This window comes from Candidatus Methylomicrobium oryzae, from assembly GCF_016745425.1.
Taxonomy (GTDB): Bacteria; Pseudomonadota; Gammaproteobacteria; order Methylococcales; family Methylomonadaceae; genus Methylomicrobium; species Methylomicrobium oryzae.
Window position 1 is genome coordinate 70738 of record NZ_JAERVK010000012.1, and the last position, 26127, is coordinate 96864.

At 56.3% G+C, this 26127-nt stretch carries 18 protein-coding genes, 1 tRNA gene and 1 pseudogene; 5 read left to right on the forward strand and 15 right to left on the reverse strand.

Features of this window, described 5'->3' with window-relative positions; all coding sequences use genetic code 11:
- Window positions 1–207 precede the first annotated feature (207 nt).
- A complete protein-coding gene (locus JJL52_RS14175) occupies window positions 208–603 on the reverse strand; it encodes a hypothetical protein (RefSeq protein ID WP_202053145.1) in 396 nt (131 codons plus the stop codon).
- 311 nt (window positions 604–914) lie between these two features.
- On the opposite strand from JJL52_RS14175, the gene JJL52_RS14180 reads away from it, so the two are divergent.
- Window positions 915–2507, forward strand: a complete 1593-nt coding sequence (locus JJL52_RS14180; protein WP_202053146.1) for an ABC-F family ATPase — start codon at window positions 915–917, stop codon at window positions 2505–2507.
- A 48-nt stretch (window positions 2508–2555) separates the two neighbouring features.
- Here JJL52_RS14180 and JJL52_RS14185 read toward each other — a convergent pair whose 3' ends face one another.
- The 9 genes and pseudogenes from JJL52_RS14185 to JJL52_RS14225 form a co-directional block, all read right to left on the reverse strand.
- The gene (locus tag JJL52_RS14185; RefSeq protein ID WP_236994263.1) at window positions 2556–3317 is read right to left on the reverse strand and encodes a TIGR02117 family protein; all 762 of its coding nucleotides are present in this window, start codon (window positions 3315–3317) and stop codon (window positions 2556–2558) included.
- A gap of 77 nt (window positions 3318–3394) precedes the next feature.
- Window positions 3395–3745, reverse strand: coding sequence for a hypothetical protein (locus JJL52_RS14190; protein WP_202053147.1), 351 nt, complete (start codon window positions 3743–3745; stop codon window positions 3395–3397).
- Window positions 3746–4014: 269 nt separating this feature from the next.
- Complete coding sequence (locus JJL52_RS14195) at window positions 4015–6135, reverse strand: InlB B-repeat-containing protein (RefSeq protein ID WP_202053148.1); 2121 nt, start codon at window positions 6133–6135, stop codon at window positions 4015–4017.
- 1055 nt (window positions 6136–7190) lie between these two features.
- The gene (locus JJL52_RS14200) at window positions 7191–8003 is read right to left on the reverse strand and encodes a formylmethanofuran dehydrogenase subunit C (protein ID WP_202053149.1); all 813 of its coding nucleotides are present in this window, start codon (window positions 8001–8003) and stop codon (window positions 7191–7193) included.
- Complete coding sequence (fhcD, locus tag JJL52_RS14205; protein WP_202053150.1) at window positions 8000–8896, reverse strand: formylmethanofuran--tetrahydromethanopterin N-formyltransferase; 897 nt, start codon at window positions 8894–8896, stop codon at window positions 8000–8002. The genes JJL52_RS14200 and fhcD overlap by 4 nt, the downstream gene beginning before the upstream one ends.
- A gap of 25 nt (window positions 8897–8921) precedes the next feature.
- Window positions 8922–9182 carry a DUF2442 domain-containing protein gene (locus tag JJL52_RS14210; protein ID WP_202053151.1) on the reverse strand — a complete coding sequence of 87 codons (261 nt, stop codon included), beginning with the start codon at window positions 9180–9182 and terminating at the stop codon, window positions 8922–8924.
- 4 nt (window positions 9183–9186) lie between these two features.
- Window positions 9187–9434, reverse strand: a pseudogene (locus JJL52_RS21800) (DUF4160 domain-containing protein).
- A gap of 8 nt (window positions 9435–9442) precedes the next feature.
- The gene (locus tag JJL52_RS14220; RefSeq protein WP_202053152.1) at window positions 9443–11107 is read right to left on the reverse strand and encodes a formylmethanofuran dehydrogenase subunit A; all 1665 of its coding nucleotides are present in this window, start codon (window positions 11105–11107) and stop codon (window positions 9443–9445) included.
- Window positions 11104–12375, reverse strand: coding sequence for a formylmethanofuran dehydrogenase subunit B (locus JJL52_RS14225; RefSeq protein WP_202053153.1), 1272 nt, complete (start codon window positions 12373–12375; stop codon window positions 11104–11106). The genes JJL52_RS14220 and JJL52_RS14225 overlap by 4 nt, the downstream gene beginning before the upstream one ends.
- Window positions 12376–12615: 240 nt before the next feature.
- Here JJL52_RS14225 and prfB point away from each other — a divergent pair.
- Both prfB and lysS read left to right on the forward strand, forming a co-directional pair.
- Window positions 12616–13714 (forward strand): peptide chain release factor 2 gene (gene prfB / locus JJL52_RS14230; RefSeq protein WP_202053154.1). Its coding sequence is split into 2 segments (ribosomal slippage): window positions 12616–12690 and window positions 12692–13714, totalling 1098 coding nucleotides; the frame shifts between segments, so codons are not numbered across the junction.
- A 33-nt stretch (window positions 13715–13747) separates the two neighbouring features.
- The gene (gene lysS / locus JJL52_RS14235) at window positions 13748–15247 is read left to right on the forward strand and encodes a lysine--tRNA ligase (protein ID WP_202053155.1); all 1500 of its coding nucleotides are present in this window, start codon (window positions 13748–13750) and stop codon (window positions 15245–15247) included.
- Between the two features lie 427 nt (window positions 15248–15674).
- Here the strand turns inward: lysS and clpX are convergent, their stop codons facing one another.
- From clpX to JJL52_RS14255, 4 genes are all read right to left on the reverse strand, one after another.
- Window positions 15675–16949, reverse strand: coding sequence for an ATP-dependent Clp protease ATP-binding subunit ClpX (gene clpX, locus JJL52_RS14240; protein WP_202053156.1), 1275 nt, complete (start codon window positions 16947–16949; stop codon window positions 15675–15677).
- 97 nt (window positions 16950–17046) lie between these two features.
- A complete protein-coding gene (gene clpP / locus JJL52_RS14245; protein ID WP_272901742.1) occupies window positions 17047–17679 on the reverse strand; it encodes an ATP-dependent Clp endopeptidase proteolytic subunit ClpP in 633 nt (210 codons plus the stop codon).
- 7 nt (window positions 17680–17686) lie between these two features.
- Window positions 17687–18988, reverse strand: coding sequence for a trigger factor (gene tig, locus JJL52_RS14250; protein WP_202053157.1), 1302 nt, complete (start codon window positions 18986–18988; stop codon window positions 17687–17689).
- Between the two features lie 108 nt (window positions 18989–19096).
- A tRNA-Leu gene (locus tag JJL52_RS14255) sits at window positions 19097–19180 on the reverse strand.
- A 399-nt stretch (window positions 19181–19579) separates the two neighbouring features.
- Between JJL52_RS14255 and JJL52_RS14260 the strand changes: the two genes are divergently transcribed.
- Both JJL52_RS14260 and JJL52_RS14265 read left to right on the forward strand, forming a co-directional pair.
- Window positions 19580–23167 carry a PAS domain S-box protein gene (locus JJL52_RS14260; protein WP_202053158.1) on the forward strand — a complete coding sequence of 1196 codons (3588 nt, stop codon included), beginning with the start codon at window positions 19580–19582 and terminating at the stop codon, window positions 23165–23167.
- On the forward strand, window positions 23160–25253 hold the full coding sequence (locus tag JJL52_RS14265; protein WP_202053159.1) for a putative bifunctional diguanylate cyclase/phosphodiesterase: 2094 nt from the start codon (window positions 23160–23162) through the stop codon (window positions 25251–25253). The genes JJL52_RS14260 and JJL52_RS14265 overlap by 8 nt, the downstream gene beginning before the upstream one ends.
- Here JJL52_RS14265 and JJL52_RS14270 read toward each other — a convergent pair.
- Window positions 25250–26101 carry a radical SAM protein gene (locus JJL52_RS14270; RefSeq protein ID WP_202053160.1) on the reverse strand — a complete coding sequence of 284 codons (852 nt, stop codon included), beginning with the start codon at window positions 26099–26101 and terminating at the stop codon, window positions 25250–25252. The genes JJL52_RS14265 and JJL52_RS14270 overlap by 4 nt on opposite strands.
- Window positions 26102–26127: the final 26 nt, after the last annotated feature.

Consider the following 26127-nt stretch of genomic DNA (forward strand, 5'->3'; position numbering starts at 1 on the left):
AGCAGATTACGGCTTATGAAAATTAATGGAGTGTTTCAGGCCAGATACAGAAAGATAAACTGATGCAAAAAAAGCCCATCTTTTGAGAGATGAGCTTTTCTCGACGACCTGTAGGGCTGACACCGTTTTTCTTTTAATTCCTGATGGGGATTAATTTGTCCGAACACTTCGGAATACGGTGTCAAAGCCAGCATCACCGCAGGTTTTTTAGTGAGTCTTGTCGTAGACTGCTTTCATTTCTTTGAAAGAGGCCAGTGCTTCTCTCAAATTTTGTTCCGCCGGCTGCATGTTGCCGCTCTTCAAATCGGCTTGCGCTTTGACCATGGTGTTAACCGCTCTTTGGCGTTGACGTTCGGTTACCTCGAAGCGAAATTCCTTTTGCTGTTGACGGGCCGCACCGATAGCTTTGCTGACCGCCGCGTTGTCTTCGCCTTTCTCCAGCATGCTTACAGCCTGTTCAAGGCTGGCAATCGCGCTTTCAACGGCAGTTCTTACCGCTTCTTCGCCGGCGGGCTTGGAAAATGCAGCCGTTGAAGCGGTAGAAAGGGCTGCCGCCATCGTTAAGGAAACCAATACATTTTTAAAAGAATTCATGACGATCATTAAACCTAAAAATTGATAATATTGTTGTTTTTATGTAGTCATCAACATGACGCTCCATGCAAAAAATCGCACAAATTCAAATTAACTGACTAAATAAGTCAGTTATTCTAGCACATAAATTTTGAACTTCGCTTCGGCAAGCTCCGCGTGAACGGGACGCGTTCCGCTTAGGCAGCTTCTCACACAATCGGCACGACGGTTGTTTTTCCCGATGCCTCTAAAGCCATTACGGTAAAATAGTGGAGCGCAGGCCCGAAACCGCTTGCGCCCTTGCTCCCTAAATCTTTTATTTATCCTTTCGGAACAACACTTTGTTAACCACCGCAAACATCACCATGCAGTTCGGGGCCAAGCCCCTGTTTGAAAACGTCTCCGTCAAATTCGGCGACGGCAACCGCTACGGCCTGATCGGCGCCAACGGCTGCGGCAAATCGACTTTCATGAAAATCCTGAGCGGCGAGCTCGAACCCACGGCCGGCAACGTCAGCATCGGCCCGGACGAACGGCTCGGGATTCTGCGTCAGGACCAGTTCGCCTATGAAGAATTCAGCGTGATCGACACCGTCATCATGGGCCACAAGGAACTTTGGGAAGTCAAGAAGGAACGCGACCGCATCTATTCGCTGCCCGAAATGTCCGAAGAAGACGGCTTAAAGGTCGCCGAACTGGAAAACGAATTTGCTGAAATGGACGGCTATACCGCCGAATCGAGAGCGGGTGAACTGCTGCTGGGCCTGGAAATCCCGCGCGAACAACATTACGGCCCGATGAGCGCGGTCGCGCCGGGCTGGAAACTGCGGGTATTGCTCGCGCAGGCGCTGTTCGCCGATCCCGACATCATGCTGCTCGACGAGCCGACCAACAACCTCGACATCAACACGATCCGCTGGCTCGAAAACGTGCTGAACGAGCGCAACAGCACCATGATCATCATCTCGCACGACCGGCATTTTTTGAACAGTGTCTGCACCCACATGGCGGACATGGATTACGGCGAACTGCGCGTCTATCCGGGCAATTACGACGATTACATGACCGCCTCGACCCAAGCCCGCGAGCAATTGCTGGCGAGCAATGCGAAGAAAAAAGCCCAGATTGCGGAATTGCAGACCTTCGTCAGCCGCTTTTCGGCCAATGCTTCCAAGGCCAAGCAGGCGACCTCGCGTGCCAGATTGATCGAAAAAATCAAACTCGACGAAGTGAAGCCCTCCAGCCGGGTCAATCCGTTCATCCGTTTCGACCAGACCAAGAAACTGCACCGTCTGGCGCTGGAAGTCGAAAACTTGAGCAAAGGGTATGGCGCGGAACCCCTGTTTAAAGACCTGAACCTGATGGTCGCAGTCGGCGAGCGGGTCGCGGTAATCGGCCCGAACGGCATCGGCAAATCGACGCTGCTGCGCACCCTGGTCGGCGATCTGGAACCGGACGCCGGCGAGGTCAAATGGTCCGAGAACTCGGAAGTGGGCTATTATGCCCAGGACCATGCCGAAGACTTCGCCGAAGACATGAGCCTGATCGAATGGATGGGCCAATGGCGCAAGGACGGCGACGACGATCAAACAATACGCGGCACGCTCGGACGAATGCTGTTCTCGCAGGACGAAATCAAAAAATCGGTCAAGGTTCTCTCCGGCGGCGAACAGGGCCGGATGCTGTTCGGAAAACTGATCCTGCAGAAGAACAATATCATGGTGCTGGACGAGCCGACCAACCACCTCGACATGGAATCGATCGAATCGCTGAATACCGCGCTGGAAAACTATCCGGGCACGCTGATCTTCGTCAGCCACGACCGGGAGTTCGTCTCCTCGCTGGCCACGCGGATTATCGAATTGACGCCGAACGGCATCGTCGATTTCAACGGCAATTACGAAGACTACCTGGCCAGCCAAAATCTGGCGTAGCGCTTCGGTTTGAATTCATGCGCGTAGGTTGGGTTAACCGCTTTATCGTTAACCCAACTTACGATGAATTTGTCCTGTCGTCTCAAATAAAATCGCGCCTCCATTTCGGGGCTTCAATGTCTGCATGGCAGGCGCCGCACCGCACGGCCGCCGGTTCGATTCGAGATAGCGCATAACGCTGCCGGCCGTCAACCTGAAGGTAGGAGAAATGCCCATGCCGGCGCTCTTGAGCGCCTTCGCGGTCCATTTGTTGCTGGTATTCATCAGATGATAGCGACCTTCGCCAAGGTAGAACTGACTATTCCGATAAATCCCTCGCGAGAGCGGGATCAGCCGATCGGCCGAGTCCCGGCTAAAGCTCCCGGCCAGGAACGCCTTCAGCGATTTCAGCCCGGATTCCGAGACGCAAGTTTCCAACACCTCACTCCCTGAAAAATAATCCCGCGGATCGCCCGCTATCGCAACGACATGCAGGACGGCGCCTTCCGATCCGAATATCGCCTGCAACGCCAGACCCGTTGTGCCTTCGCGGGCCTGATAGAACGCTTTGTCGCCCCAACCGATTTCATAATAATGCACCGGCCCGAAACGGCCTTCGAGTTCCGGAGCGACCTCATTCAGGTTGCGGGCAGGCACAATGAGTCCCGTATGCCAGCCGTGACTGGCGACGAACAGGCGGTTCGGGTAAAAGAAAGCGGCATTATTTTCCGGCTCGACGACGTAGGGTTTGCCCGAGCATGCAATCAGCGCCAGCGCAAACAGCACGATGCAATTCCGGATAAGGCTTTTATCGGCATTGCATCCCGTCATTTCGGAGAAAGAACTCGTTTTAGCCGACTGCCGAAAACGGAGCCGCCCTGACTGAATACCGTGATGAGTGAAATCGTTCAATATCGAGATTTCCGGCGGAAGCGGATAAATAGAAGAGCCAACCCCACACCCAGCACAAAACCGACGCCTCCCGCACCTCCAACCCACGAGAGCGGCACGCTCCCTCCGGAGCCCGGCAGCAGGCCGAGAGACCGCGCTACACTCGTCCATTCGGCTGCCGTAATCTGGGTCATGTCCGGCGCCTGGTTTAGGCCATAAACACAGATTTCCCCGCCCGGCAGTTTGCAGAAGTTTCGGGCAGGGCATGCAGTCAATATTTCTTGACGGGTGCCCTCTCCGCATTGGGCACCAGCACTCTTGAGAACTTCCAGGGTCACGTCGGGATACTTGCTGAGCTGTTCGGGCATGGGGCCTCCTCGGGAATGTCAAGCGGGTTCAAGAGTTATGATCTTTCCAATGCCGTAACCGTTCGCACGATTTAACGCAAAGTATCGTAGGTTGGGTTACGCTAGCCCAACCTACTTGGCCCCCCGCAAGTTCACCGAAATGAGGCAAAACCAAAAAGATAAACCACAGCCGAAATAATTCGAGTGAAATCTGGCTTAGTTGGCACCAATGAGGGTGGATTGCCTGACGGCGAATCTACCCTGCGATTGATCCCGCCGTCAGGCCGTTTTTAGTTGAACACTGCGGCAACACCTTGATTCCGGGTCATCGGCACACTACAGGTGGCCGAAGTGGAGCCATTGCATACACTGCCCGACCAGTTTTTGAACGTATGCCTTCTGGCCGGCTTGGCGGTCAGAGTCACGGCTGTGCCTGCTTTGAAAGACGTGCTGCAGGTACCGCTGCTGCAACTGATGCCTTTGGGGCTGCTGGCCACGCTGCCCGCACCGCTGATAGTTACCGACAGGGTATAGGCGCTTGGCGCAGGTGCAAACGTTGCGGTAACGTTTTTGACGCTATCCATCGTCATAATGCAAGTGCCTGTTCCCGAGCAGGCGCCGCTCCACCCGCTGAAAACATAGCCTGCCGCCGGGGTTGCGGTCAGCGTTACCTGGGTATTGTAATTCAGGTTTGCCATGCAGGTCGCCAAGCCGAGCGCACAGCTTGCCGTGCCGCCGATACTGCCGCCATTGGCTGTTTTATTGATAGTCAGCGCCAACTGTTGCAAACTGAAGTTGGCACTGACATTTTTAATGCCATCCATCGTGGTCTCACATAAGCCTGTACCTGTGCAGTCGCCGCTCCAGCCATTGAACACACTGCCCGCATCCGCGGTGGCCGTCAATACTACCGGCGTTCCGACAGCCAGTTCCACCGAGCAGGTTGGCCCGCAGGCGATGCCGTTGCCTGCCACGGTACCGGAGCCATTCCCCTGTTTGGCAACCGACAGTGTATAGCTTTGCGGCAGAGGATTGTTGGGATCGACCACATTCAGTACAAAGGCCTTGTTGACCATCGCATTGGCCGCATCGGTAACGGCTACGGTAAAGGCAAAACTGCCCGCCGCCGTCGGCGTCCCGGCCAATACCCCGGTGGGCTTGCCGTTGGTATCCTGTTCAAAATCCATGCCCGCTGGCAATGCCCCAGCATTCACATTGATGGTGTACGGCGAATTACCACCCACAACTACAGTCCGCTGTGGGTAAGGTTGATGGATTTCGCCATCCTGAAGGTTATCGATGACTCCCAGGCCCGCTTCGGCATCGAAACCGGCCATTTGCGCGCCGATATAATCGCCGACTACGATTTCTTGCGAGCAGTCGACTTGGACAGTAGTTACCTCGCCGGGGCGCGCCGGATCCGGGCGGGTCACCCCGACGGTGCCCTCACCGTGAAGGCCGTCGGCGCCGACCTTGTCGCACATGGCTTCCCCGGTTTCGACATCGATGCTGGCGGCGCTGCCGGCATATTTAAAAAATTCATAACGCCGGGTAATCTTTTCGTCGCCGGCCGGGAGGTCTTCCGCGGCGGCAACCAATTGCCCGTTCGCGCCGCCGGGATTATTGGGGTCGTTCAGTTTGGCGAATTCGGTCTGCATCATCCGCCATTCGACTTCCATCTCTGCTACGACATCAATGCCATCGCCTGCTTTATCGTTCAGCCAGTTCTTTTCATCGGGACTGTTCGGATCATCGGAAACCAAGTCCTTCAGTTCGACGGCTTGGTTGTTTTTCGAAGACGTTTTGATTTCTTTGGCAAAAACCGCCTCGCCGAACTTCGCCAGAACAGCCGGCGCGACTTCCGGGGCGGGCGGTGGGGGGGCCTGAATCGCGGCAACGACCTGCGCAGGCTGGGCATTGACCGGCGGATTGTAGACCCAGCTTGGCGTGGCCACATTGACCGCAGGGCCATGAACCAATGATCCCGGGTTTGTCGGGTCCTCGATCAGCCAGTTATAGCGTACCGTAGTCGGTATGCCGTAATAGCCCACTCCAAAATGCTCGCAGCCTTCGTTTACGGCAAGATTGGTACACATATGGCCGTCGGTTGGCGCCAAAGGCGCGGCGGGAACGGCGGTATAGGCAAGAAAGGCGCCGTTCGCGTCCTTTTTGCTCTCGTAACGCACAAACACCCGCGGATTGCCGTTGGCGTCGACATCCTCGCGAATCACCGGCGCGCCGTAATGATTCCAATCAAAGGTATAGGTGATATCCCTACTATGGACACCGTCCAGCTCAATTTCAAAACCGTGGCAAGGCTGGTTGGTATCGTTGACCACATCGAAATTATTCAGGTCGCCATAAGCCGTGGAAGCCATGACGGAATGGCCGGCCATAGCCATAGTTGCCATCGCCAATGACAAAAATTGTCTCTTCATATGCTACGTCTCGCGGGTGAATTGTAGGATTGGGGAGAGATGATGGGAATAAAGCCGGCGCTATTGCATCCCCTTGATGGCGTCATCTTCAGCGAATCGGAAACTGCCAATCTTCCTGGGTATCGGGCGGTTTGGTTAACCTGAGGCACCTGTCATTCAGCCATCAACATCCACGGCGAGAGTAACAAGGAAAGATAAATTCAAACTTAATAATTTAATAATGCAGCCCTGGGCTTTGAAGTTCGGCATAAACCGGGTTACGTAGCTGTTTATTTCATGCGCTGGCGCAGCATTAAACGATCGTTTACTGCCGCTATTGGACTATCAACTCCCAGAGTTTTTGCCAGTAGACAACGTAAAAGGAATAGTGATTTGCCAGCTTCGGTTTTGGGAGCATCGCATCCGGGACCGGCATGTCGACTATATTCATTACAATCCGGTCAAACATAGGTATGTAAGCCACCCCAGCGATTGGCCGTACAGCAGCATCCATCGTTATATTCGCCAGGGAATTTACGAATAGAAGGAGGGCCAGATTTATTTGTAGGTTAGGTTGGCGAAGACAACCCAACACAACGGCCGTAGGAAATGTGGGATTGCCAAAAAGCAGGCAACCCAACCTTGTATGATCAAATCTAATAAAAAATCTTGCCAAGGAAATCAGGTAAGCTGTAATAGTTCATTGGGAGGCCGTCCCAGCCTGAGGACTGGTTGTTAACCAGAGCCTGTCGTGTAGATTGGCCCCCGCCCTATTCACCCATACCGTGGAGTATCCGAGGCTTAGAGCCTGCATACACAAGGAAGGTAGGTGCATGCGCAGGGTCGGGAACCAGCGAACAGTTTACTGTCTTTAACCCACTCCTGCCAAATCACTATGACGCCCCATCCCCTCATAAAAGCAGTCCCTGAATCTCAGCCAGCGTTGTTTGCAGGCATTGATGTCGGCGCCGAGGGCCGTAGGGCCGTAGGATGGGCTGACGAAGGAAGCCCATCGTTCGCGTTTGATGGGCTTCGTACCTCAGCACATCCTACAATTTGACTAACACTTCGCCGCGTCCCGCCTCCGCCATATCCCCCGCATAACGCCGCACGCGGTTAAACCCAACCGCCGCATCCGCAAAGCGCGAGTTCAGGCTCTTGAACGAAGCGAACAGCATCGGCAAGAATCCCAACGTATGCGCGCCGCAGTCGTTGAAGCTGGCCGAAAGCTGCGGTTGACTCCACAGCAGCAGGGTGCCCCGGCGCATCGCGTAGCCGAGGTAGCGGCCGGTCTGGCCCATCACCGCGATGGTGCCGGCGGTCATCCGCGAGCCGCAGTAGTCGCCCGCGTTGCCTTCGATCAGGATCGTGCCGCGGCGCATGTGGTCGCCGGCGCGTTCCCCGACGTTGCCTTTGACCAGGATCAGGCCGCCTTTCATGCCCATCTTGTTGCCGGGCAGCGCGCCGCCGAGGAAGTCGCCGGCGTCGCCGTCGATCTGGAGTGTGCCTTTTTTCATTTCGCAGGCCGCATAGAGGCCGGCATTGCCGGTGACGCGGATACTGCCCGACTTCATACCCATGCCCAGATAGGCACCGGCGTCGCCTTCGACCCGAATGCTGCCGCCGTTCAGTTTCTTACCGATGAAGTCGAGTTTGCCGAAACTGTTCTTGATTACGATGTTCTGAGCATCGCCGAAGGAAATATTAAACAATGCATCGACACGCAGTTTCGCCTTGCCGGATTGCAGTTCGAGTGCGGCGATTTCGGCGATTTCCTTGCCTTCGAGGTTCTGGCAGACCAACGGCGACAGGTCGACGCGCTGGTCGGGCCGGTATTTCAGCGTAAAGGTGAGTGCGCTCATGCCATGATCTCCTGCAGATGAAAGTGGAACGGTCCGAGTTTCCCGCCGTAGTTGCCGGCGCTGATCCGCTTGATGCCGTTTGCGGCGCCGAGGTCGCAGACAGCCTGCATGCCGACGCGCATCGCCTTGTCGATGTCTTCCTTGGTCAGGCCGTCGATCACGATTTCCATCACCGATTCGACTTCCGAAGACAGTTCGGTCTGGGTCATGCCTTTCAGGGTCGGGCAGAACGCGTCGTTGGTGGAAGCGCCGAGCGCCTTGTATTTGGAACCGACTTTCGAGCCGGAGCGCACGACGCCGCCGGGGAACGGCATGATCACGTTAGGGACTTTGCGCATCACATCGATCGCGGCTTCGCAAGCGGCTAACGCCTGCGGCTGCGATTCGGCCAGCACCAGGAAGTTGCCGCCGCCGACCGCATCGACCTGGCCGGTCGTTGCTTCGGCAAGGAATTCGCCGTCCATCACCGGAACCCGCCAATAGCGTTTGCCGCCGATCACTTTCGAGACCTGGAAGCCGTCGCCGAAATAGCGCAGGTTCTTGCCGAGCGGAATCGGCTTGCCGCCGTCGATGCCGGCGAACAGCGCCGAAGTCGGCGAAGTCAGCACGCACTGGCCGGCGCGGGTTTCGAGCTGTTTCGCCAGGCCCTTGCCGCCCATCGCGAAGATCATGATCGAGACGCCGGGACGACCGTCCGGAGTTTCGGACGGATCGAGTACCCGCTCGATGCCGGCCTCGCAGCCGCAGGCGATCACCGAGGTCGCGAAACCGGTCATCGCCTGCGCGGAGATCATCGCCCATTTTTCGTTCTGCGCGGTGATGATCGCGCGCGTCGCCTTCATCGGAAACGCTTCCGCGAAGGTTGCGTCTATCGTTACGCCGTTAATTATCATGCTTGATACTCATTGTTCTTGTCATTTATTGAATCCAGTCGACGCGCTTTCCAGTCGCTCTTTCGTAAAGCGTTTCAGGCGATACGTCAAAACCGCAATCCCAAACCACGGTCGCCCATTCATCCAATTTAAAGGCTTTGAAATTATTTATATCCCGTAACGGCAAGGCGGCAGTGTACTTAAAAACGAGATCCCGTAAGTCGACATCACCGGATTCGCCTGTGTCAAAAACCAGGTTCAACCGGTACGCATCCAGATATTTTGCTGATTTTACGCTAACAATCATATCGCTATACCAAGGGTTTAACTTTGTGAAAATCCTTTGTGTTCCACATTTCCAGTAGCTCCTGTTGGTGCAGCTCAGCCCATTCCTCCACCAAACCGCGCACTTTGCCGGGAAGATGCCCCGTCAGGGTATTTAGCGATTCGATTGCCACCACAGCCTTGTATTCATGTATTTGACATGAAAATGCGGCGGGTTATGATCGTCAAAATACATGAAGATGACGATGCCTAAGAATCGGCTTATTTCAGGCATCTAAATCCCTAAGCAAGCCTTTTCAAGGGATGTGCGGTAATACTCCCGCGTCCGTCTTCGGTGATTTCGTCGTCGCTGATTTTAAAGTTGCCGAGCTTCATGGTCAGGTAGCGGTCGAAGTAGTCCTTCAAACCTTTTTCGACCGACGGATCGAAATCGGGCTTCACGACATGGGTCGTACCCCACTTCGTTGCAATCACCTTGCCGTCCCGGACGACCAGGTCGCCATCCTTGAACACGTAATCGGGCTTTTCGAACATCTTTTCCCGGTCCGCATTTTCGGTGTAGACCGTAATGTCGGCCCAGTTGCCGGGGCTGAGTCCGCCGCGGTCGTGCAGACCGATCAGCTTGGCCGCGCCGGCGCGGGTCATGATCGCGATTTCGTTCAGGGTGTATTCGCGGTCGATCGAACCCAGCGTGGTCATTTTTTGCGCTTCCGGATGGATCGTCGCCAGCATGTCGTTGCGGAACGATTTGTCCATCAAGAGGCGGATCAGGTGCGGGTAGCTGGTAAACGGGGCGCCGTTCGGATGGTCGGTGGTCAGGAAAATCCGCCACGGGTCGTCGACCAGCAGGAAGGTTTCGAGGCCGATCGCCCATTGCAGCGCGTTCACGAAATTCTGGTCGCGGTATTTGAACGGCACGACGCCGCAGCCGGCGTCGCACTCGATGTCCATCGTAACCCACTTGTTCGGGCTCGCATGCTTGTGGTTCGCGTGCTGGCGCATGTTGTCGCCGGAGGCGGTCACGGTCTGACCGAACAGGATCTGGCCGACGTCGATCGTGATGTTCTTGTGCTTGTTCACCGCTTCGGCGATCTGCGCCGCGCCGGATGAGAACTTGAAATCGCCTTCGGTGCCGTAGCTGTGGAACTGGATATGCGTCAAATGCAAGGGCAGGCCGCCGATGCCTTCGATCGTGTTCAGCGTGGTTTCCATGTTGCCGGGCACGCCGAGGTTGCAGCCGTGTACGTGCAACGGATGCGAAACGCCGAGTTCCTTCACCGCGGTCGCCAGCGTCTGCAGGATCTGCCGCGGCGTGACGCCGTAATGGCTGTTCTGCTCGTCGAGATCGAGCTTGCGCTGGTTGAACTTGAACGCGTTGATACCGCCCGGATTAACCACCTTGACGCCGATCGCTTTGGCCGCATTGATCGTCCAGGCGACGTAGTCGTTGACCGCCTTCTGGTCTTTTTTCGCGGTCAGCATGCGCAAGAGGTAATCGTCGCTGCCGAGCATCACATAGCCGCCCTTGTCCAGAATCGGAATATCGCCCATTTCCATATGCGCCTGGCGTGCATTGACCGGCAGTACCGCCGGCTCGAAGCCGGCCGTGTAGCCCATCTCCGCATAGCGGTAACCGGTCACGAACGTGCTCGGCATCGCATGGCCGCAGCCGGACCTTGTGCATTCGGTGCGCGCGACCGGGTCCTGCCGGTGGTCTTCGGGCAAGAGGGTCCGGGCGATGTTGCCCTTGCCGCCGCCGATGTGCGTGTGCATGTCGATCGCGCCCGACATCACCACTTTGCCTTTCAGGTCGTATTCCTTGTCGATCGGCACGTCCTTCGCGGGTTTCTTGACGATGCGCCCGTCCTGAATGTAAATGTCCTGTTTCTTGCCGTCGATGCCGGCGGCAGGATCGTAGACGGTCCCGCCCGTGAGTTTTATCATCATACAGTCATCTCGCGTAGAGCGTTTTCAATCGCATTGAGCGCGTCGGCCGTGCTCGGCAGGCCGGAATCGCGCAATTTTTTGAGCCGGATCGCGACCACGTTGTCCATCCGGTAGGCATGGCCGGCATGATCGATGCCGGGGGTGCCGACCGGAATGAACACATCGGGTTCTTTCGCAAAGGCCATCCCGGAACGGCCGATCACGATCGTCGGCATATGGTCGATCGGCGGCACCGCTTTCGCATTGAACGCATGCACCCAGACCAAAGCGTCCGCTTCGCCGCTATCGATCAATGCATTCGCATCGTTCAGGTACGGGTCGTATTCGGGATAGCCGCGCGAGAACCGAGTCCGCGCCGGATAGCCGGTCGTCCAGCCGCAAACCTGGTTCGCGGTCTGGTCGCCTTCCCTGCCGCCGAGCGGCAGCCCGGAGCAGCGGGTAGTCGTATTGAGTTCCTTGATCATTTCGGACAGGGTCTGCACGGTCAGTTCGGCCTGGCGGAATCCCAATGCGCCGGCGGCCCAGGTCACCACGCTGTAGCGCGCCGCCTTCAACTGATCCGCGATCATCTGCAATTCCGCAACCGCAATTCCGCCGACCGAGTCGGCCTGCAGCGGACGGCCCTTGACCAGTGCCCGTAGGACTGCGATCACTTCCGGCAGTTCCGCATCGTTGCAAGTCAGAACTTTCGCGGCCCGGCCGTTCGGCGAAGTCGAGGCGGTGCCGGACGGTGCCTTGCCGAGATAGATCACCTGGCGGTTTGCGGTGTCATCGACGAACATCGCGTCCGGGTTCCAAATGTAACGTTCGAAGAAACGGGGCGCGAACGCTTCGAGGTCTGTGCCGACAACCAGCAACAGGTCGCAGCGGTTTTTGACTTCGGCCAGCGTGGTATTCATCCAGCCCGAATCCTGCAAAGCCAATAAATTATTGCGTGCTGCCGAAAAATTCATGTTGTCGACCACCGCCCCTGACCGGTCGGCCAGCGCGAGCAGCGCGCGCATCCCGTTCACGTCGGTCGCACAGCCGCCGATCACAGGCAGCTTCGTGTCTTTGAGCAATACGGCCGCCTTTTTCGCGGCCACGTCCAGACTGACTTCCTTGCCGTCAACCCGTGGTCGAGTATCGGTGATCGCCTGCTCGAACGCGGGCGTGTTCACCGCACAACCGTTGGCCGTCACTTTCAGCGCCAGGCCGTCGACTTGAACGCTCAGGTCGTCGGTGCCGATGCCGCAAAAAGGACTCGGTACTTCAGTTATTTCAGTCATCAAGCTGTCCTTCAAAACTAAGAATGAGAGGATCGGACCCGATTGGAAGCCCGACACCCGGATATCCCGTCTATTTTACTCTTAATTCAGGGTTACTGTCTCACTTATGGCCGGCGAAACCTGGGTAAGTTGTTCATGTAATTGAATTTGATATGCGTTATAATTGACGGCTTTTCAATTTAGCCGCGCCGGCTTTGTCTACCGATTCCGCTGCGGACGGCCGTTTTTCCGTTTCTACCCATGCAAGAAATCAATCCGATCAAGTATAAAATCGCCGACCTCAAAGAGCGCACCGAGTCGCTTAGGGGGTATCTTTGACTTCGACACCAAGAGCGAGCGCCTCGTCGAAGTCTTAAGGGAGCTCGAAAACCCGAAAATCTGGGACAACCCGGAACTGGCCCAGGCGATTGGCAAGGAGCGCGGCCAGCTCGAAATGGTCGTAAATACGATCAACAACCTGACCTCCGGCCTGAGCGATGCCGAAGAACTGCTCGCAATGGCGGTCGAGGAAGGCGATGCGGATACGGTCGATACGGTCGCGAGCGACCTGGAGTATCTGGAAAGCCAGGTGGCGACACTCGAATTCCGGCGGATGTTCGCCGGCGAAATGGACCCGAATAACGCGTTTCTGGACATCCAGGCCGGCTCCGGCGGCACCGAGGCGCAGGACTGGGCCTCGATGATCGAACGGATGTATCTGCGCTGGGGCGAGAGCAAGGGCTTCAAGACCGAACTGATCGAAGAATCGCCCGGGGATGTCGCCGGCATCAAGAGCGCGACGATCAAGTTCGAGGGTGACTATGCATTCGGCTGGCTGCGCACCGAGACCGGCGTACACCGGCTTGTAAGAAAGTCGCCGTTCGATTCCGGCAACCGCCGGCATACCTCGTTCGCGTCGGTGTTCGTGTCGCCGGAAGTCGACGACAACATCGCCATCGAAATCAATCCGGCCGACTTGCGTGTCGACGTGTACCGCGCTTCGGGCGCCGGCGGACAGCACATCAACCGAACCGAGTCGGCGGTGCGGATTACGCATAACCCGTCCGGGATTGTCGTGCAATGCCAGAGCGACCGTTCTCAGCATAAAAACCGCGACACCGCGATGAAGCAGCTGAAAGCGAAACTGTACGAACTCGAAATGATGAAGCGCAGCGCAACCCAGCAGGCACTCGAAGACAGCAAGTCGGATATCGGCTGGGGCAGCCAGATTCGCTCTTACGTGCTCGACCAGTCGCGGATCAAGGACCTTCGCACCGGCGTCGAAACCGGCAACCCGCAGGCAGTACTGGACGGCAATCTCGACATGTTCATCGAGGCGAGCCTGAAGAGCGGTTTGTAAATTACAAATTCCAATTCTGAGAAATTAGAAAAAATGTCTGAAATTGAACAAGATGAACAGGAACTAATCCGGCTGCGCCGCGCCAAGCTGAGCGCATTGCGCGAAAACGGAATCGCGTTTCCGACCGATTTTCGGCGCAATGTGGTGGCCGGCGAAGTGCTGGCCGAATACGATGAAAAATCAAAGGAAGAACTGGAAGAGAATCCGTTGCGCGTAAAAGTCGCAGGAAGGATCATGACCCGCCGGATCATGGGCAAGGCGAGCTTTTGCCATATCCAGGACATGTCCGGCAAGATCCAGCTGTACGTGACCCGCGACGCGCTGCCCGGCGATTTCTACAACGAACAGTTCAAGAAATGGGACATCGGCGACATCGTCGGCGCGGAAGGCGTGCTGTTCAAGACCAATGCGGGCGAACTCAGCGTGAAGGTGGACGACATTCGTCTGTTGACCAAATCGCTGCGTCCTCTGCCGGAAAAATTCCACGGCATCGCCGACCAGGAAATTAAATACCGCCAGCGCTATCTGGACCTGATCATGAGCGAATCGTCGCGCAAGACGTTCTTGCTCCGCTCACGGATCGTCGCCTACATCCGCGAATTCCTGATTAAGCGCGACTATCTCGAAGTCGAAACCCCGATGATGCAGGCAATCCCCGGCGGGGCGACCGCACGGCCGTTCATCACCCACCACAATGCGCTGGACATGCAGCTCTTCCTCAGGATCGCGCCGGAACTGTATCTAAAGCGACTGGTCGTCGGCGGCTTCGAGCGGGTGTTCGAAATCAACCGCAATTTCCGGAACGAAGGCCTGTCGACTCGGCACAATCCGGAATTCACGATGCTCGAGTTCTACCAGGCCTATGCCGAATACGGCGACCTGATGGACCTGACCGAGGAAATGCTGCGCGGATTGGCTAAAGAAGTGGTCGGCCAGACGATGATCACCTATCAGGGCGAAGAATACGATTTCGGCAAGCCGTTCGAACGGATGACCGTATTCGAATCGATCCTGCGCTTCAATCCGGACCTGACGGCGGACGATATCAATAACCGCGAAGGCGCGATTGCTGTCTGCAAAAAACTGAACCTGCCGGTCAAGGACGGCTACGGCCTCGGCAAGCTGCAGATCGAAATTTTCGAAAAAACGGTCGAAAGCCGGCTGATGAACCCGACCTTCATTACCGCCTATCCGGTCGAAGTGTCGCCTTTGGCGCGCCGGAACGACCAGGATCCGTTCATTACCGACCGCTTCGAGTTTTTCGTCGGCGGCCGCGAGATCGCGAACGGCTTTACCGAGCTGAACGACGCGGAAGACCAGGCCGCACGCTTCCAGAAGCAGGTCGAGGACAAGGAAGCCGGCGACGACGAGGCGATGCATTTCGATGCGGACTACATCGTCGCACTCGAACACGGGATGCCGCCGACCGCGGGCGAAGGAATCGGCATCGACCGGCTGGTGATGCTGTTCGCGGATGCGCCGTCGATCCGGGACGTGCTGCTGTTTCCGCACATGCGCGCGAAGAATCAATAAGAGATTTGCTTCCGCCGTAGGGTACGCTGTGCGTACCTTTCCGGGATCGCAGCAAAGACGGTACGCACTCGGCAACTGCTCCCTGCGTTGCCCTCGATCGCGTGTTCCCGACGCGATCTACCTCCCCCATCCGTGGGGTCGTCGATCGCGTGTTCCCGACGCGATCTACCTCCTGCATCCTTGCAGTCGTCGGCTATTGCTCCTGCATTGCTAGACCACAAGGATGTGGCGAATGCAGAAAACGCAGGAGCGGTTTTCTGCCTACCTCCTGCATCCTTGCAGTCGAGCGTATCCTACGATTTACGGAACCACAGACCTGCCAGGTTTTTAAAACCTGGCAGGGCTTGATACCGACATAATATTCGAATCAATTTTACATTCGTTTTTGCAGACATAAAAAAGGAGCCTTACGGCTCCTTTTTTATTTTTAGATTTCCGACGAAGCCTTCTTCAGGTCCGACTTATAGACCAGAATCGGTTCGGATTCGCCGCGGATCACATTCTCGTCGATCACGACTTTGCAGATATCCTCTTCCGAAGGCAGATCGTACATCGTATTCAGCAACACGTTTTCGACGATGGTCCGGAGTCCGCGCGCGCCGGTTTTGCGTTCCATGGACTTCTGCGCAATCGCGCGCAACGATTCGACACGAAATTCGAGCTCGGCCCCTTCCATTTCGAACAAGTGCTGGTACTGCTTGACCAGCGCGTTCTTCGGCTCGGTCAGAATCTGCACCAGCGCATTTTCATCGAGCTCTTCCAGCGTCGCGACGACCGGCAGACGGCCGACGAATTCCGGAATCAGGCCGTACTTGATCAAATCCTCGGCCTCGACTTCGGAAAATACCTGACCGACGTTCTTAGTTTCTTCCTTCGATTTGACGTCAGCCGAAAATCCGATGCCGCCTTTTTCGGAACGCGCCTTGATCACCCGGTCGAGCCCCGCGAACGCGCCGCCGACAATGAACAGGATGTTCGCGGTATTTACCTGCAAAAACTCCTGCTGCGGATGCTTGCGGCCGCCTTGCGGAGGCACCGAAGCGATCGTCCCTTCGATCAGCTTCAAAAGCGCCTGCTGCACACCTTCGCCGGAGACATCCCGGGTAATCGACGGATTATCGGATTTGCGCGAAATCTTGTCGATCTCGTCGATATAGACGATCCCGGTTTCGGCCTTTTCGACATCGTAGTCGCATTTCTGCAGGATCTTCAGGATGATGTTTTCGACGTCCTCGCCGACATAACCGGCTTCGGTCAAGGTCGTCGCATCCGCAATCGTAAACGGCACATCCAAAAGGCGTGCCAGCGTTTCGGCGAGCAGAGTCTTACCGGAGCCGGTCGGACCGATCAGCAGGATGTTGCTTTTACCGATCTCGATGCCGTCTTTCCGGGTTTTATTGCGAAGCCGCTTGTAGTGGTTGTAAACCGCAACCGCGAGGATTTTTTTCGCGCGCTCCTGGCCGATCACATAGGCATCGAGCTCTTTCTTGATTTCTTTCGGTTTCGGCAAATGGCCGTTTTTAAAAGAGGAAACCTCTTCCTGCAATTCGTCCTTGATGATGTCGTTGCAAAGCTCGACGCATTCGTCGCAGACATACACGGAGGGACCCGCGATCAGCTTGCGGACCTCATGCTGACTCTTCCCGCAAAAAGAACAGTACAGCAGCTTGTCTTCGTCTTTGCCCCTTTTGTCGTTACTCATATCAATACCCGAAATTATCCCAAAGTCGAGGAATTACCCTTACCTTAGGCAAAGAATATCCCGAAACCTTCGGAAAACAAAGCAAATTCGTCTAGATTTACAGCCGGCTTGCCAGAACCTTATCAACCAGACCGTAACTGACCGCGTCATCGGCGTTCATAAAATTGTCCCGGTCGGTGTCGACTTGAATCTTTTCGATCGGCTGGCCGGTGTGGTGCGCCATGATTTTATTCAGTTTATCGCGCACGCCCAGAATTTCCTTCGCATGAATCGCAATATCCGATGCCTGCCCCTGGAAACCGCCCAACGGTTGATGAATCATCATCCGGGAATGCGGCAGGCAATAGCGCTTGCCTTTCGCGCCGCCGGTCAAGAGCAGCGCACCCATGCTGGCGGCCTGGCCGATGCACATCGTGCTGACGTCGGGTTTGATGAACTGCATCGTGTCGTAGATCGACATGCCGGCGGTCACCGAACCGCCCGGCGAGTTAATGTACAAATGAATATCCTTATCCGGGTTTTCCGATTCCAGAAACAAAAGCTGCGCAACGACCAGGTTGGCCATGTAGTCTTCGACCTGGCCGACCAGGAAAATCACCCGCTCTTTCAAGAGGCGCGAATAAATGTCGAAAGAACGCTCGCCGCGCGCGGTTTGCTCGACAACGATCGGCACCAAGCCGCCCGCCGCTTCGATCGTCATTGCAGGATTGATCATCTGTGGTTTGAACATGGGTAAATTACCGTGCTTGGTTGTCCATCAAATCGTAAAAATTCAGGTTTTCGTCCTGAACCTTGGCTTTGGCGACGAGCCAGTCCACGGCCTGGTCTTCCAGCACCATATTCTTGACTTCGTCGAGCCGCTTTTCGTCCGCATAATACCAGTTGATGACATCCTGCGGTTGCTCATAGTTTTGCGCCATCTCTTCGATCGTATTGCGGACGCGGGCGTCATCCAGCTTGATTTCGCCTTTGTCGATCACTTCGGCCAGAATCAGGCCCAAGGCGACGCGGCGGCGGGCCTGCTCTTCGAACAAATCTTTCGGCAAGTCCAGCTCTTCGAACTTAACCTTTCTTTTCTTCGCGTTTTCCTTGTAAGGCGCCATCAGATTTTCGATTTCGCCGTCGATCAGCGTATTCGGAACCGCGACCTGAACCGCGCCGTACAGCGCGTCCATCACCGAGTTTTTCAGGCGGGCCGCCAACGCTTGTGCGAGCTGGCGCTCCATCGTATTGCGGATATCTTCACGGAAGGACACCATGTCGCCGTCCTCGATGCCGTGTTTCTTGATGAAATCGGCATCGATTTCCGGCAATACGGATTCTTCGACCTTGACCGCTTCAACTTCGAATTCGGCTGTTTTGCCGGCCAGCGTGTCCTTGCCGTAATTTTCAGGGAACGTCGCGTTAAAGGTTTTTTGCTCGCCCCCCGACAGGCCGATCAGGCTGTCCTCGAAGCCTGGAATCATCTGGCCCGCGCCGATCTCGACCGGATAGTTCTCGACCTTGCCATCGGTAAAGTTCTCGCCGTCGACGCTGCCGGAAAAGGTGATCGTGATGCGGTCCTGCGCCTGTGACGGACGCTCGACCGTTTGCCAGGTCTTGTTCCGCACCCGCAATTTTTCGATCATTGCATCGACATCGCTTTCGGTCACTTCGGCGACCGGCCGCTTGACTTCCATACCGTTCACGCCATCGAGCGAAATTTCGGGGTACACTTCGAATTCGGCGATGTATTGGAAACCTTCGCTCTGATCGGCCGGCTGAATGTTGGGATAACCGGCCGGTCTAAGCTGCTCTTTGGACAGCGCCTCGAAATACGTGCTCTGGATCAGGTCGCCGGTCACTTCGCCGCGCACGCGCTCGCCGTACAATTTGTTGATGACTTGCTGGGGCGCCTTGCCGGGCCGAAATCCATCGATTTTCACATTTTTCGACAATGACTTTAAGCGCTCCGCCACTTTCTGCTGAACGACTGCTTCAGGCACGCTTACGATCATTTTTCTGCTTAATTCTGATGTCTTTTCGACAGAAACCTGCATTTCTTTACCTCAAATTGTTTGGAATATGTATTTTTGGGAGCGCCTTGCGGCCAAGAACAAGGAACGGAAAGTCAACCTGGACCGGCTGCTTCTTATTTGGAAAATAAATGGTGCGAATGGAGAGACTCGAACTCTCACGGGGTTACCACTGGAACCTAAATCCAGCGCGTCTACCAGTTCCGCCACATTCGCACATAAAATTAACGGATGATTTTAACCGATATCGGCAAGGTTAGCCAGTTATATTCTCCACGGCGCATCGCCGAAAGTGCGGCAGCGGCTTCGATTAGAGGGCTTAAGCGCGCAGCGGCCGGCGCTAAAAATTTCTATCCTCGGCTGACAAAAGTTATTAAAGTTGGCGGGATAGAAACCCGGATTACTCAGTCAAAGAGTTTTGTTCACCGTGGATAAACCCTAATAAAAACCAATCCCTTAAATAAATGCGCGCACCTATCTCATTGCTGCAACAGGAAACCTGCCTCATTCGCAGCCCTCCCAATTCCTGTAAGCTACCGGTTTGCAATCCGGAACCGCTCTCCCCCGGCCCTATAAGGCTAACAGGGTTTGCTGCGGCCGCTTTCAGTTAATTTTGTGAATCTCCGGCTACCTGAAAAGATCATGCAGAATTGCTCCAGCCGCTTTGTTTTTCCTTTCGCCCCGACGGCCGCTCGACTGACTAACGGGATTGCCCTGTTCGTCATACTGATCAGTCTGCTGGTAATCATGGGCTGGATTTTCGACATCGCCGAGCTAAAAAGCATTTGGCCGAACCCGACCACCATGAAGCCTTTGGTCGCGGTCGGACTGCTGCTTTCCGGCTCCGCGCTCTGGTTGCTGCACCGGGACGACCCGAATTCGCACCGGCAAATGCTCGGACAAATCTTTTCCGCTTTAGTTGCAGTACTCGGCGGACTGGTCCTGCTGGAATATCTCGGCAACGTCAATTTGGACCTGGACCAGTGGCTGTTTCCAAACGCAGTCGCGGAGGAGGATGTGCTGCATCCCGGCCGCCCCTCCCCAAGCGCCGCCTATTGCCTGTTTTTGACCGGCATGGCCCTGGTCGCGCTGGATATGGAAGCGCGCTGGATCACGCCATTTTTAGCGCTACAAATTCAGTTGTTCGCGCTTCTCGCGCTGGTAGGGCATGCCTATGACGTATCCACCCTCTATCAAATCCGGCCGTATGTGTCGATCCCGCTTCACACGGCCGTATCCCTGTTCGTACTAGGCGTCGGGATTCTCAGCGCGCGCCCCGAACGCTACCTGGCTTGGCTGATCAGTCCGTTTGCCGGCAGCGTCATGGCGCGAAATCTCCTGCCGGCTGCCGTTCTGCTGCCGTTTGCGATCGGCTTGATCCAACTGAAAGGCCAACGCTCCGGGTTATACAGCGCCGATTTCGGCTGGGCGCTTTTCATTATTTTTCATATCGTGGCGTTCAGCGGGATGATTTATCTGGCGGCAAAGTTGCTGAACAAGGCCGACTCCGAGCGCGAAATCGGCTTCGCCGCTTTGCAGGAAGGCGAAGAACGTTTCCGCCTGCTCTTCCAGGCATCTCCGAACGGGCTGCTGATGGCCGATCTCGAAGGAAAGGTCAGACTCGCGAATCGGCAGTCCGAAACCCTGTTCGGCTACCAGTCGGGTCATCTGCAGGGCCGTGCGCTCGAAACGTTGTTGAAAGATCCGGAGCAGAATCACCCCTATGCCTACCAGGAACCGTTCACCGTAAAGCTCCTGCTCAAAATTAAAGGCATAGGCAGCGAAATGATCGGATTAAGACGGGACGGAACCCAATTTACGGCTCAGGTCGACGGCAGTTCGCTCGTCACCCGCCAAGGCAATATGCTGTTGGTCACCCTGGTCGATGTGACAAGGCGCAAGCTTGCCGAAGCGGAACGCGATCGTTTTGTGGCGCTTGCCGAAGGCAGCACCGAATTCATCGGCATGTGCGACCGGAACTTCAAGCCCTTCTATGTAAACCCCGCCGGGATGCAGATGGTAGGCCTTGAAAATTTAGCCGCTGCCTGCAGCGTGCGGGTCCAGGACTATTATTTTCTCGAAGACCAGGCTTACGTCACCGATGAGTTCTTTCCCCGCGTCATGCGGGAGGGAAACGCCGAAGTGGAAATACGCTTCCGGCATTTTCAAACCGGCAAGGCAATCTGGATGCTTTGCAACGTCTTCAACCTCCGCGACGAAAAAGGCCGGATTTCCGGTTGGGCGACCGTCAGCCGCAACATTCATCGGCGCAAACTGACCGAAGAAGCCCTGGAACAGCAACAAATCCTGCTGCTCAGCATCATGCAGGCCACCGACGTAATGCTGGTCTACCTTGACCCCCAGTTCAACTTCATTTGGGTCAATGCATCGTATGCCGATACTTGCGGAATGAAGCCCGAAGAACTGCTCGGAAAAAACCATTTCGATTTGTACCCGGACCCGGAAAACGAGGCGATCTTCCGCCAGGTGCGGGATACCGGCAAAGCGGTGTTTTATAAGGATAAACCGTTCGAATTTCCCGATCAGCCGGAGCGCGGGACCACTTATTGGGATTGGAGCCTGGTGCCGGCTACCGACCTGGATGAATCGGTAACCGGCCTGGTCCTTTCTCTGCGCGAGACAACGCCTTTCAAACTGGCTCAAGAGGCCCTCCGCGAAAGCGAAGAGCGCTTTCGCAAGCTGGTCGAATCTTATGCCCAGGCCGTCTGGGAAGCAGAGGCGGATGGCGTTGTGGCAGTGGACAGCCCGTCCTGGCGCGCCTATACGGGCCAGGCCTTCGAGGAATGGATCGGCTACGGCTGGCTCAATGCCGTCCATCCGGAAGATAGGGATTACGCCGCACGGCAATGGCACGAAGCGGTCGCTACCGGGCACGACATCAACGCGGAATTCCGGATAAAATTCAGAAACGACGGCTGGCGATGGACCAATGTCCGGGCAACGCCGCTTTTGAGCGATGACGGCCAAGTCATCAAATGGGTCGGCAGCAATACCGACATTCACGACTGGAAGCAGGCCGAGGAGGCCTTGCGCGAAAGCGAAGAACGCTTGCGGCTGGCCTGGAAAGCCACCCGCGATGTCATTTGGGACTGGGACATCATGCACGACTTGCAACGCTGGAGCGAGGCGAGCGTGGATGTCTTCGGCTGGCGGGATGCGGTCGATGCCCCCCAGACGGCCCGATGGGGACTCGAGCGGGTGCACCCCGACGATCAGCAGCGCGTTGCGGCGAGTGTGCGCGCGGTGCTTGACAATCCCGCCTTCGACCACTGGGAGGACGAGTACCGTTTCCTGCGGAGCGACGGCAGCTATGCCAGCGTACTTGACCGCGGATTCGTACTCCGCGACAACCGGGGGAAGCCCTGCCGAATGATCGGCGCAATGCAGGACATTACCGAAAGAAAGCGCGCGGAAGAAAAAATGCAGGAGCTGAACCAGATGCTCGAACAACAAGTAAAACTTCGCACCAAAGAACTCGAAACCATCAATGCCCGCATCAAAAACGAACTGAGCGAACGCCAGCTTGCCGAGTCCCGAGCAGTCGCCTCCCTGCGGGAAAAAGAAGTACTGCTGAAAGAAATTCACCACCGGGTCAAAAACAATCTGCAAGTGATCGCCAGCCTGCTTCGCCTCCAGGCCGATTCCCTCACCGATCCGGCCGCCCGCAGCGCGTTCCTGGACAGCCAGCAGCGGGTCCATTCCATGGCGCTGGCGCACGAGCATTTATATCAATCCCGCAGTCTGGCCCGGATCAAAATGGCCGAATACATCACCAGCCTGGTCAACTCGCTCCGCCGCTCATACGTTCAAGCCGCCTCGTCGATCCAGCTCAAAATACAAATCGCCGATGTCGAGCTCGATGTCGAGCAGACCGTACCGATCGGATTGATCATCAGCGAATTGGTTTCCAACAGCTTTAAGTACGCCTTTACGCCGCCCACCACTTCTTCGTGGGAGCTGTGGATCAAACTGGTGAACGACAAGCCGGACAGGCTGATGCTGGAAGTCGGCGACAACGGCCGAGGCATTCCGGACGATGTGGAAATTGCAAAACCGTTGTCCATGGGTTTACATCTGGTGCAATCTTTCGTCTTGCAGTTAAATGGGCAGTTGACGGTTCGGCGCCGGCCGGAAACCGTATTTTTCATTTCCATACCCCAAAAAAAAGGTAACCATGCTTAAAGCACGCATGCTGGTGGTCGAGGATGAAGTCATCATCGCCCTGGACATTCAACGCACCCTGAGCAGAATGGGCTACGATGTGCCGGAGTTCGCCACGTCGGCCGAATCCGCCCTGGAACGCATCGGCACGCTGCAGCCCGACCTGGTACTGATGGACATTCACTTGAGCGGCACAATGGACGGCATCGCCGCGGCCGACGAAATCCGCAAGCAGCATGCCCTGCCGGTCGTGTTTCTGACCGCCCACTCGGACGAAGCCACGCTGAACCGCGCGAAAATCACCGAGCCTTACGGCTATGTGCTGAAACCTTTCGAGGAGCGCGAACTGCAGATCGCCATCGATATCGCCTTGTACCGGCACAGCGCCGAAACGAAGCTCAGGCAAATGGAACGCTGGCTGGGCACGACGCTCGAAAGCCTCGGCGACGGCGTCATTGCGACTCGCCTCGACGGCCAAATTACGCTGATGAACCGGATGGCTGAAGTGCTGACCGGCTGGCCGCAACCCGAGGCGCTCGGCCGGCCTTTCGGCGAAGTGCTGCGGCTGGTTTACCAGACGACGGGAATTCCACTCGCCAATCTGGTGGAACGCGTACTGGAAAACGGCCTGATCATCGATCTGTCGCCCGACACAGCGCTGATCAATCGGGAAGGCATGGAGATTCCTGTCGACAAAAGCGCGGCGCCGATACGCGATAAAAGCGGCAATGTGACCGGGATAGTGATTGTTTTTCGCGAACTGACCGCCCGCAAATACGTGGAGGAAAAATTACGCCATTTTGCCGCGCATGACGTACTGACCGGCCTGCCCAATGAAATCTTATTGACCGACCGGTTGAGCCAAGCCTTCGAACATGCCAAGCGCTATCCCGATTATGCTTTTGCGTTGCTCGTCATCGACCTGAACCGTTTCAGGCACATCATCGATAGCTACGGGGATGTATTCGGCGACATGGTATTGAGCGCCGTCGCCCAACGCCTGAGGGAAAACCTGCGCGCCGCGGACACCCTCGCACGGGTCGGCGGCGATGAATTTATGGTTCTGCTCACCCATATTAATGACCTGCTGGACGTAGTCCGTATCGCCCAACGCATTCTGGACAAAATAGCCGAAGCAGTCATTATCGAAGGACAGGAAGCGTTCATCTCGGCCAGTATCGGGATCGTCCTGAGCGAACCGCGTTACCAACGGACCGAAGACATATTGCACGACGCTGTTTTTGCGTTGCGCCAGGCAAAAGCCCAAGGAGACCGGCAACTGAGGGTGTTCAATACCGTTCAGGATAATTACGCCGTACGGCTGCTGCAGTTGGAGGCCGACTTGAACTTGGCTATCGAACGCAATGAATTCCGTATTCATTACCAACCGATCATAGAACTCGCCAGCGGAACGCTGTCCGGTTTCGAGGCGTTGCTGCATTGGCAGTATTCCGAGCATGGCCTTTTGGCACCCGCCGATTTTTGGGCGCTGGCGGAAAAAATCGGCATTTTGGTCAAAATCAGCGCCTGGATGCTGCACGAATCCTGCAGGCAGCTTCGGGTCTGGCAACAATTGTGCCCTGCGAATGCCACCCTGTCGGTCGCGGTCAATTTATCGCAAACACAATTTTTGCATCCGAGTTTACGAAACCAGGTGACCCAGGCATTGGCGGCATCCGGCTTGGACGCGCGCTATTTGTGCCTGGAAATTGCGGAGGAAGTTGCCGCCGTCGACCCACTCGTTTCGTCCCATATTCTGGCCGAACTTGGCGAACTCGGTGTGCAATTGCACCTCGACGATTTCGAAGCCGGGGGTAACGCCTCACTGAATCTGCTCCAGAATCCGTCGGTTCACACGATCAAAATCGATCGCAGCGTGGTCCGATCGGTTAGCGACACATCCGACCGCAAAAGCGCGATCGTGCGGTCGATCCTGTCGCTGGCGGGCGAATTGGGCAAGAAAGTTGCAGCCGAAGGCATCGAAACCGCAGAACAGGCCGAGCAGCTTCTATCCTGGGGATGCCAGTGCGGACAAGGCTATCACTTTGCCGATCCGCTGGCGGCAAAGGATGTCGAGCGATTTGTTCTCAGCCAGGGCAAGACCTAGAGGCTGATCGAAACCTCGAAACCCAACGCGCGCAGCGCCTCCGCAAACGCCCGCATGACCGGCTCCGGCATTCGGCCAAGGCGTCCCGCTTCGGGCTGCAGGGAAGGCCTGGCTATCGTATAGAGCAGGATCTCGCGTACTCCGCTGCGCTTTTTGACGGCCTGCAGCGCCTCCAGCAGCGCGGTTCTTTCCTGCTCCGCAAAGCCCTGCCTGTCGATGTCCACCAGGCAGATCTGCACTTTGGTCCGGCAGCAGCCGGACGCCAAAACCAGATTGTTCAGGCTCGCTTCGATACCTTGCCCGGCCTTGTTGATCAGTCGCCTGCCCGCTGGCGTCGCGCTGTCAAGCTTGAACCAAACTTCGCCGCCGAACCGGCTCAGCGCTTTCAGGCCTTCCTGGACTTTGGGCTGATGCACTAAGCTGCCGTTCGTGATCAACACATAACGGCTGGCGGGGAACAGCCCGGCTTCGGTTGCAATCCTGCCGATCAGCTCGACCGCCTCGGCAAACCGCGGCACGCTGGTCGGCTCGCCGTTTCCCGAAATGGCGATATCCTTAATCGTCCGCTGATCCTCCGGAACCTCAAAGCGGCGGAAAAACGCCCCGGACCGGACCTGTTCCAGAAAACCGCGCAGCTCGGCTTCGAGCAGCCCGAAATCGAGTTCCGGCGCGGCGCCGACCCTCAAATCCGGCACCTGGCAGTAAATGCACTGCCAGTTGCAGGCGTTGTTCGTATTGAAATTGACGCCGATCGATATCCCGCCGGCGCGCCGGGACAAAACCGGATAGATATAGGTCAGACCGGCGCGGTCCCGGCTATGATCGGCGGCAGTGAGCTGCAAAGACATCGTTCAACGCGCTTTACAGCGGATAA

Excerpts from the sequence above, each read along its gene's own strand:
- JJL52_RS14200 (WP_202053149.1), bottom strand. The coding sequence starts at position 8,003 with ATGAGCGCACTCACCTTTACGCTGAAATACCGGCCCGACCAGCGCGTC.
- JJL52_RS14175 (WP_202053145.1), bottom strand. The coding sequence starts at position 603 with ATGATCGTCATGAATTCTTTTAAAAATGTATTGGTTTCCTTAACGATG.
- JJL52_RS14220 (WP_202053152.1), bottom strand. The coding sequence starts at position 11,107 with ATGATGATAAAACTCACGGGCGGGACCGTCTACGATCCTGCCGCCGGC.
- JJL52_RS14225 (WP_202053153.1), bottom strand. The coding sequence starts at position 12,375 with ATGACTGAAATAACTGAAGTACCGAGTCCTTTTTGCGGCATCGGCACC.
- tig (WP_202053157.1), bottom strand. The coding sequence starts at position 18,988 with ATGCAGGTTTCTGTCGAAAAGACATCAGAATTAAGCAGAAAAATGATC.
- clpX (WP_202053156.1), bottom strand. The coding sequence starts at position 16,949 with ATGAGTAACGACAAAAGGGGCAAAGACGAAGACAAGCTGCTGTACTGT.
- JJL52_RS14185 (WP_236994263.1), bottom strand. The coding sequence starts at position 3,317 with ATGACGGGATGCAATGCCGATAAAAGCCTTATCCGGAATTGCATCGTG.
- lysS (WP_202053155.1), top strand. The coding sequence starts at position 13,748 with ATGTCTGAAATTGAACAAGATGAACAGGAACTAATCCGGCTGCGCCGC.
- fhcD (WP_202053150.1), bottom strand. The coding sequence starts at position 8,896 with ATGATAATTAACGGCGTAACGATAGACGCAACCTTCGCGGAAGCGTTT.
- clpP (WP_272901742.1), bottom strand. The coding sequence starts at position 17,679 with ATGTTCAAACCACAGATGATCAATCCTGCAATGACGATCGAAGCGGCG.
- JJL52_RS14265 (WP_202053159.1), top strand. The coding sequence starts at position 23,160 with ATGCTTAAAGCACGCATGCTGGTGGTCGAGGATGAAGTCATCATCGCC.
- JJL52_RS14270 (WP_202053160.1), bottom strand. The coding sequence starts at position 26,101 with ATGTCTTTGCAGCTCACTGCCGCCGATCATAGCCGGGACCGCGCCGGT.
- JJL52_RS14190 (WP_202053147.1), bottom strand. The coding sequence starts at position 3,745 with ATGCCCGAACAGCTCAGCAAGTATCCCGACGTGACCCTGGAAGTTCTC.
- JJL52_RS14210 (WP_202053151.1), bottom strand. The coding sequence starts at position 9,182 with ATGATTGTTAGCGTAAAATCAGCAAAATATCTGGATGCGTACCGGTTG.
- JJL52_RS14195 (WP_202053148.1), bottom strand. The coding sequence starts at position 6,135 with ATGGCAACTATGGCTATGGCCGGCCATTCCGTCATGGCTTCCACGGCT.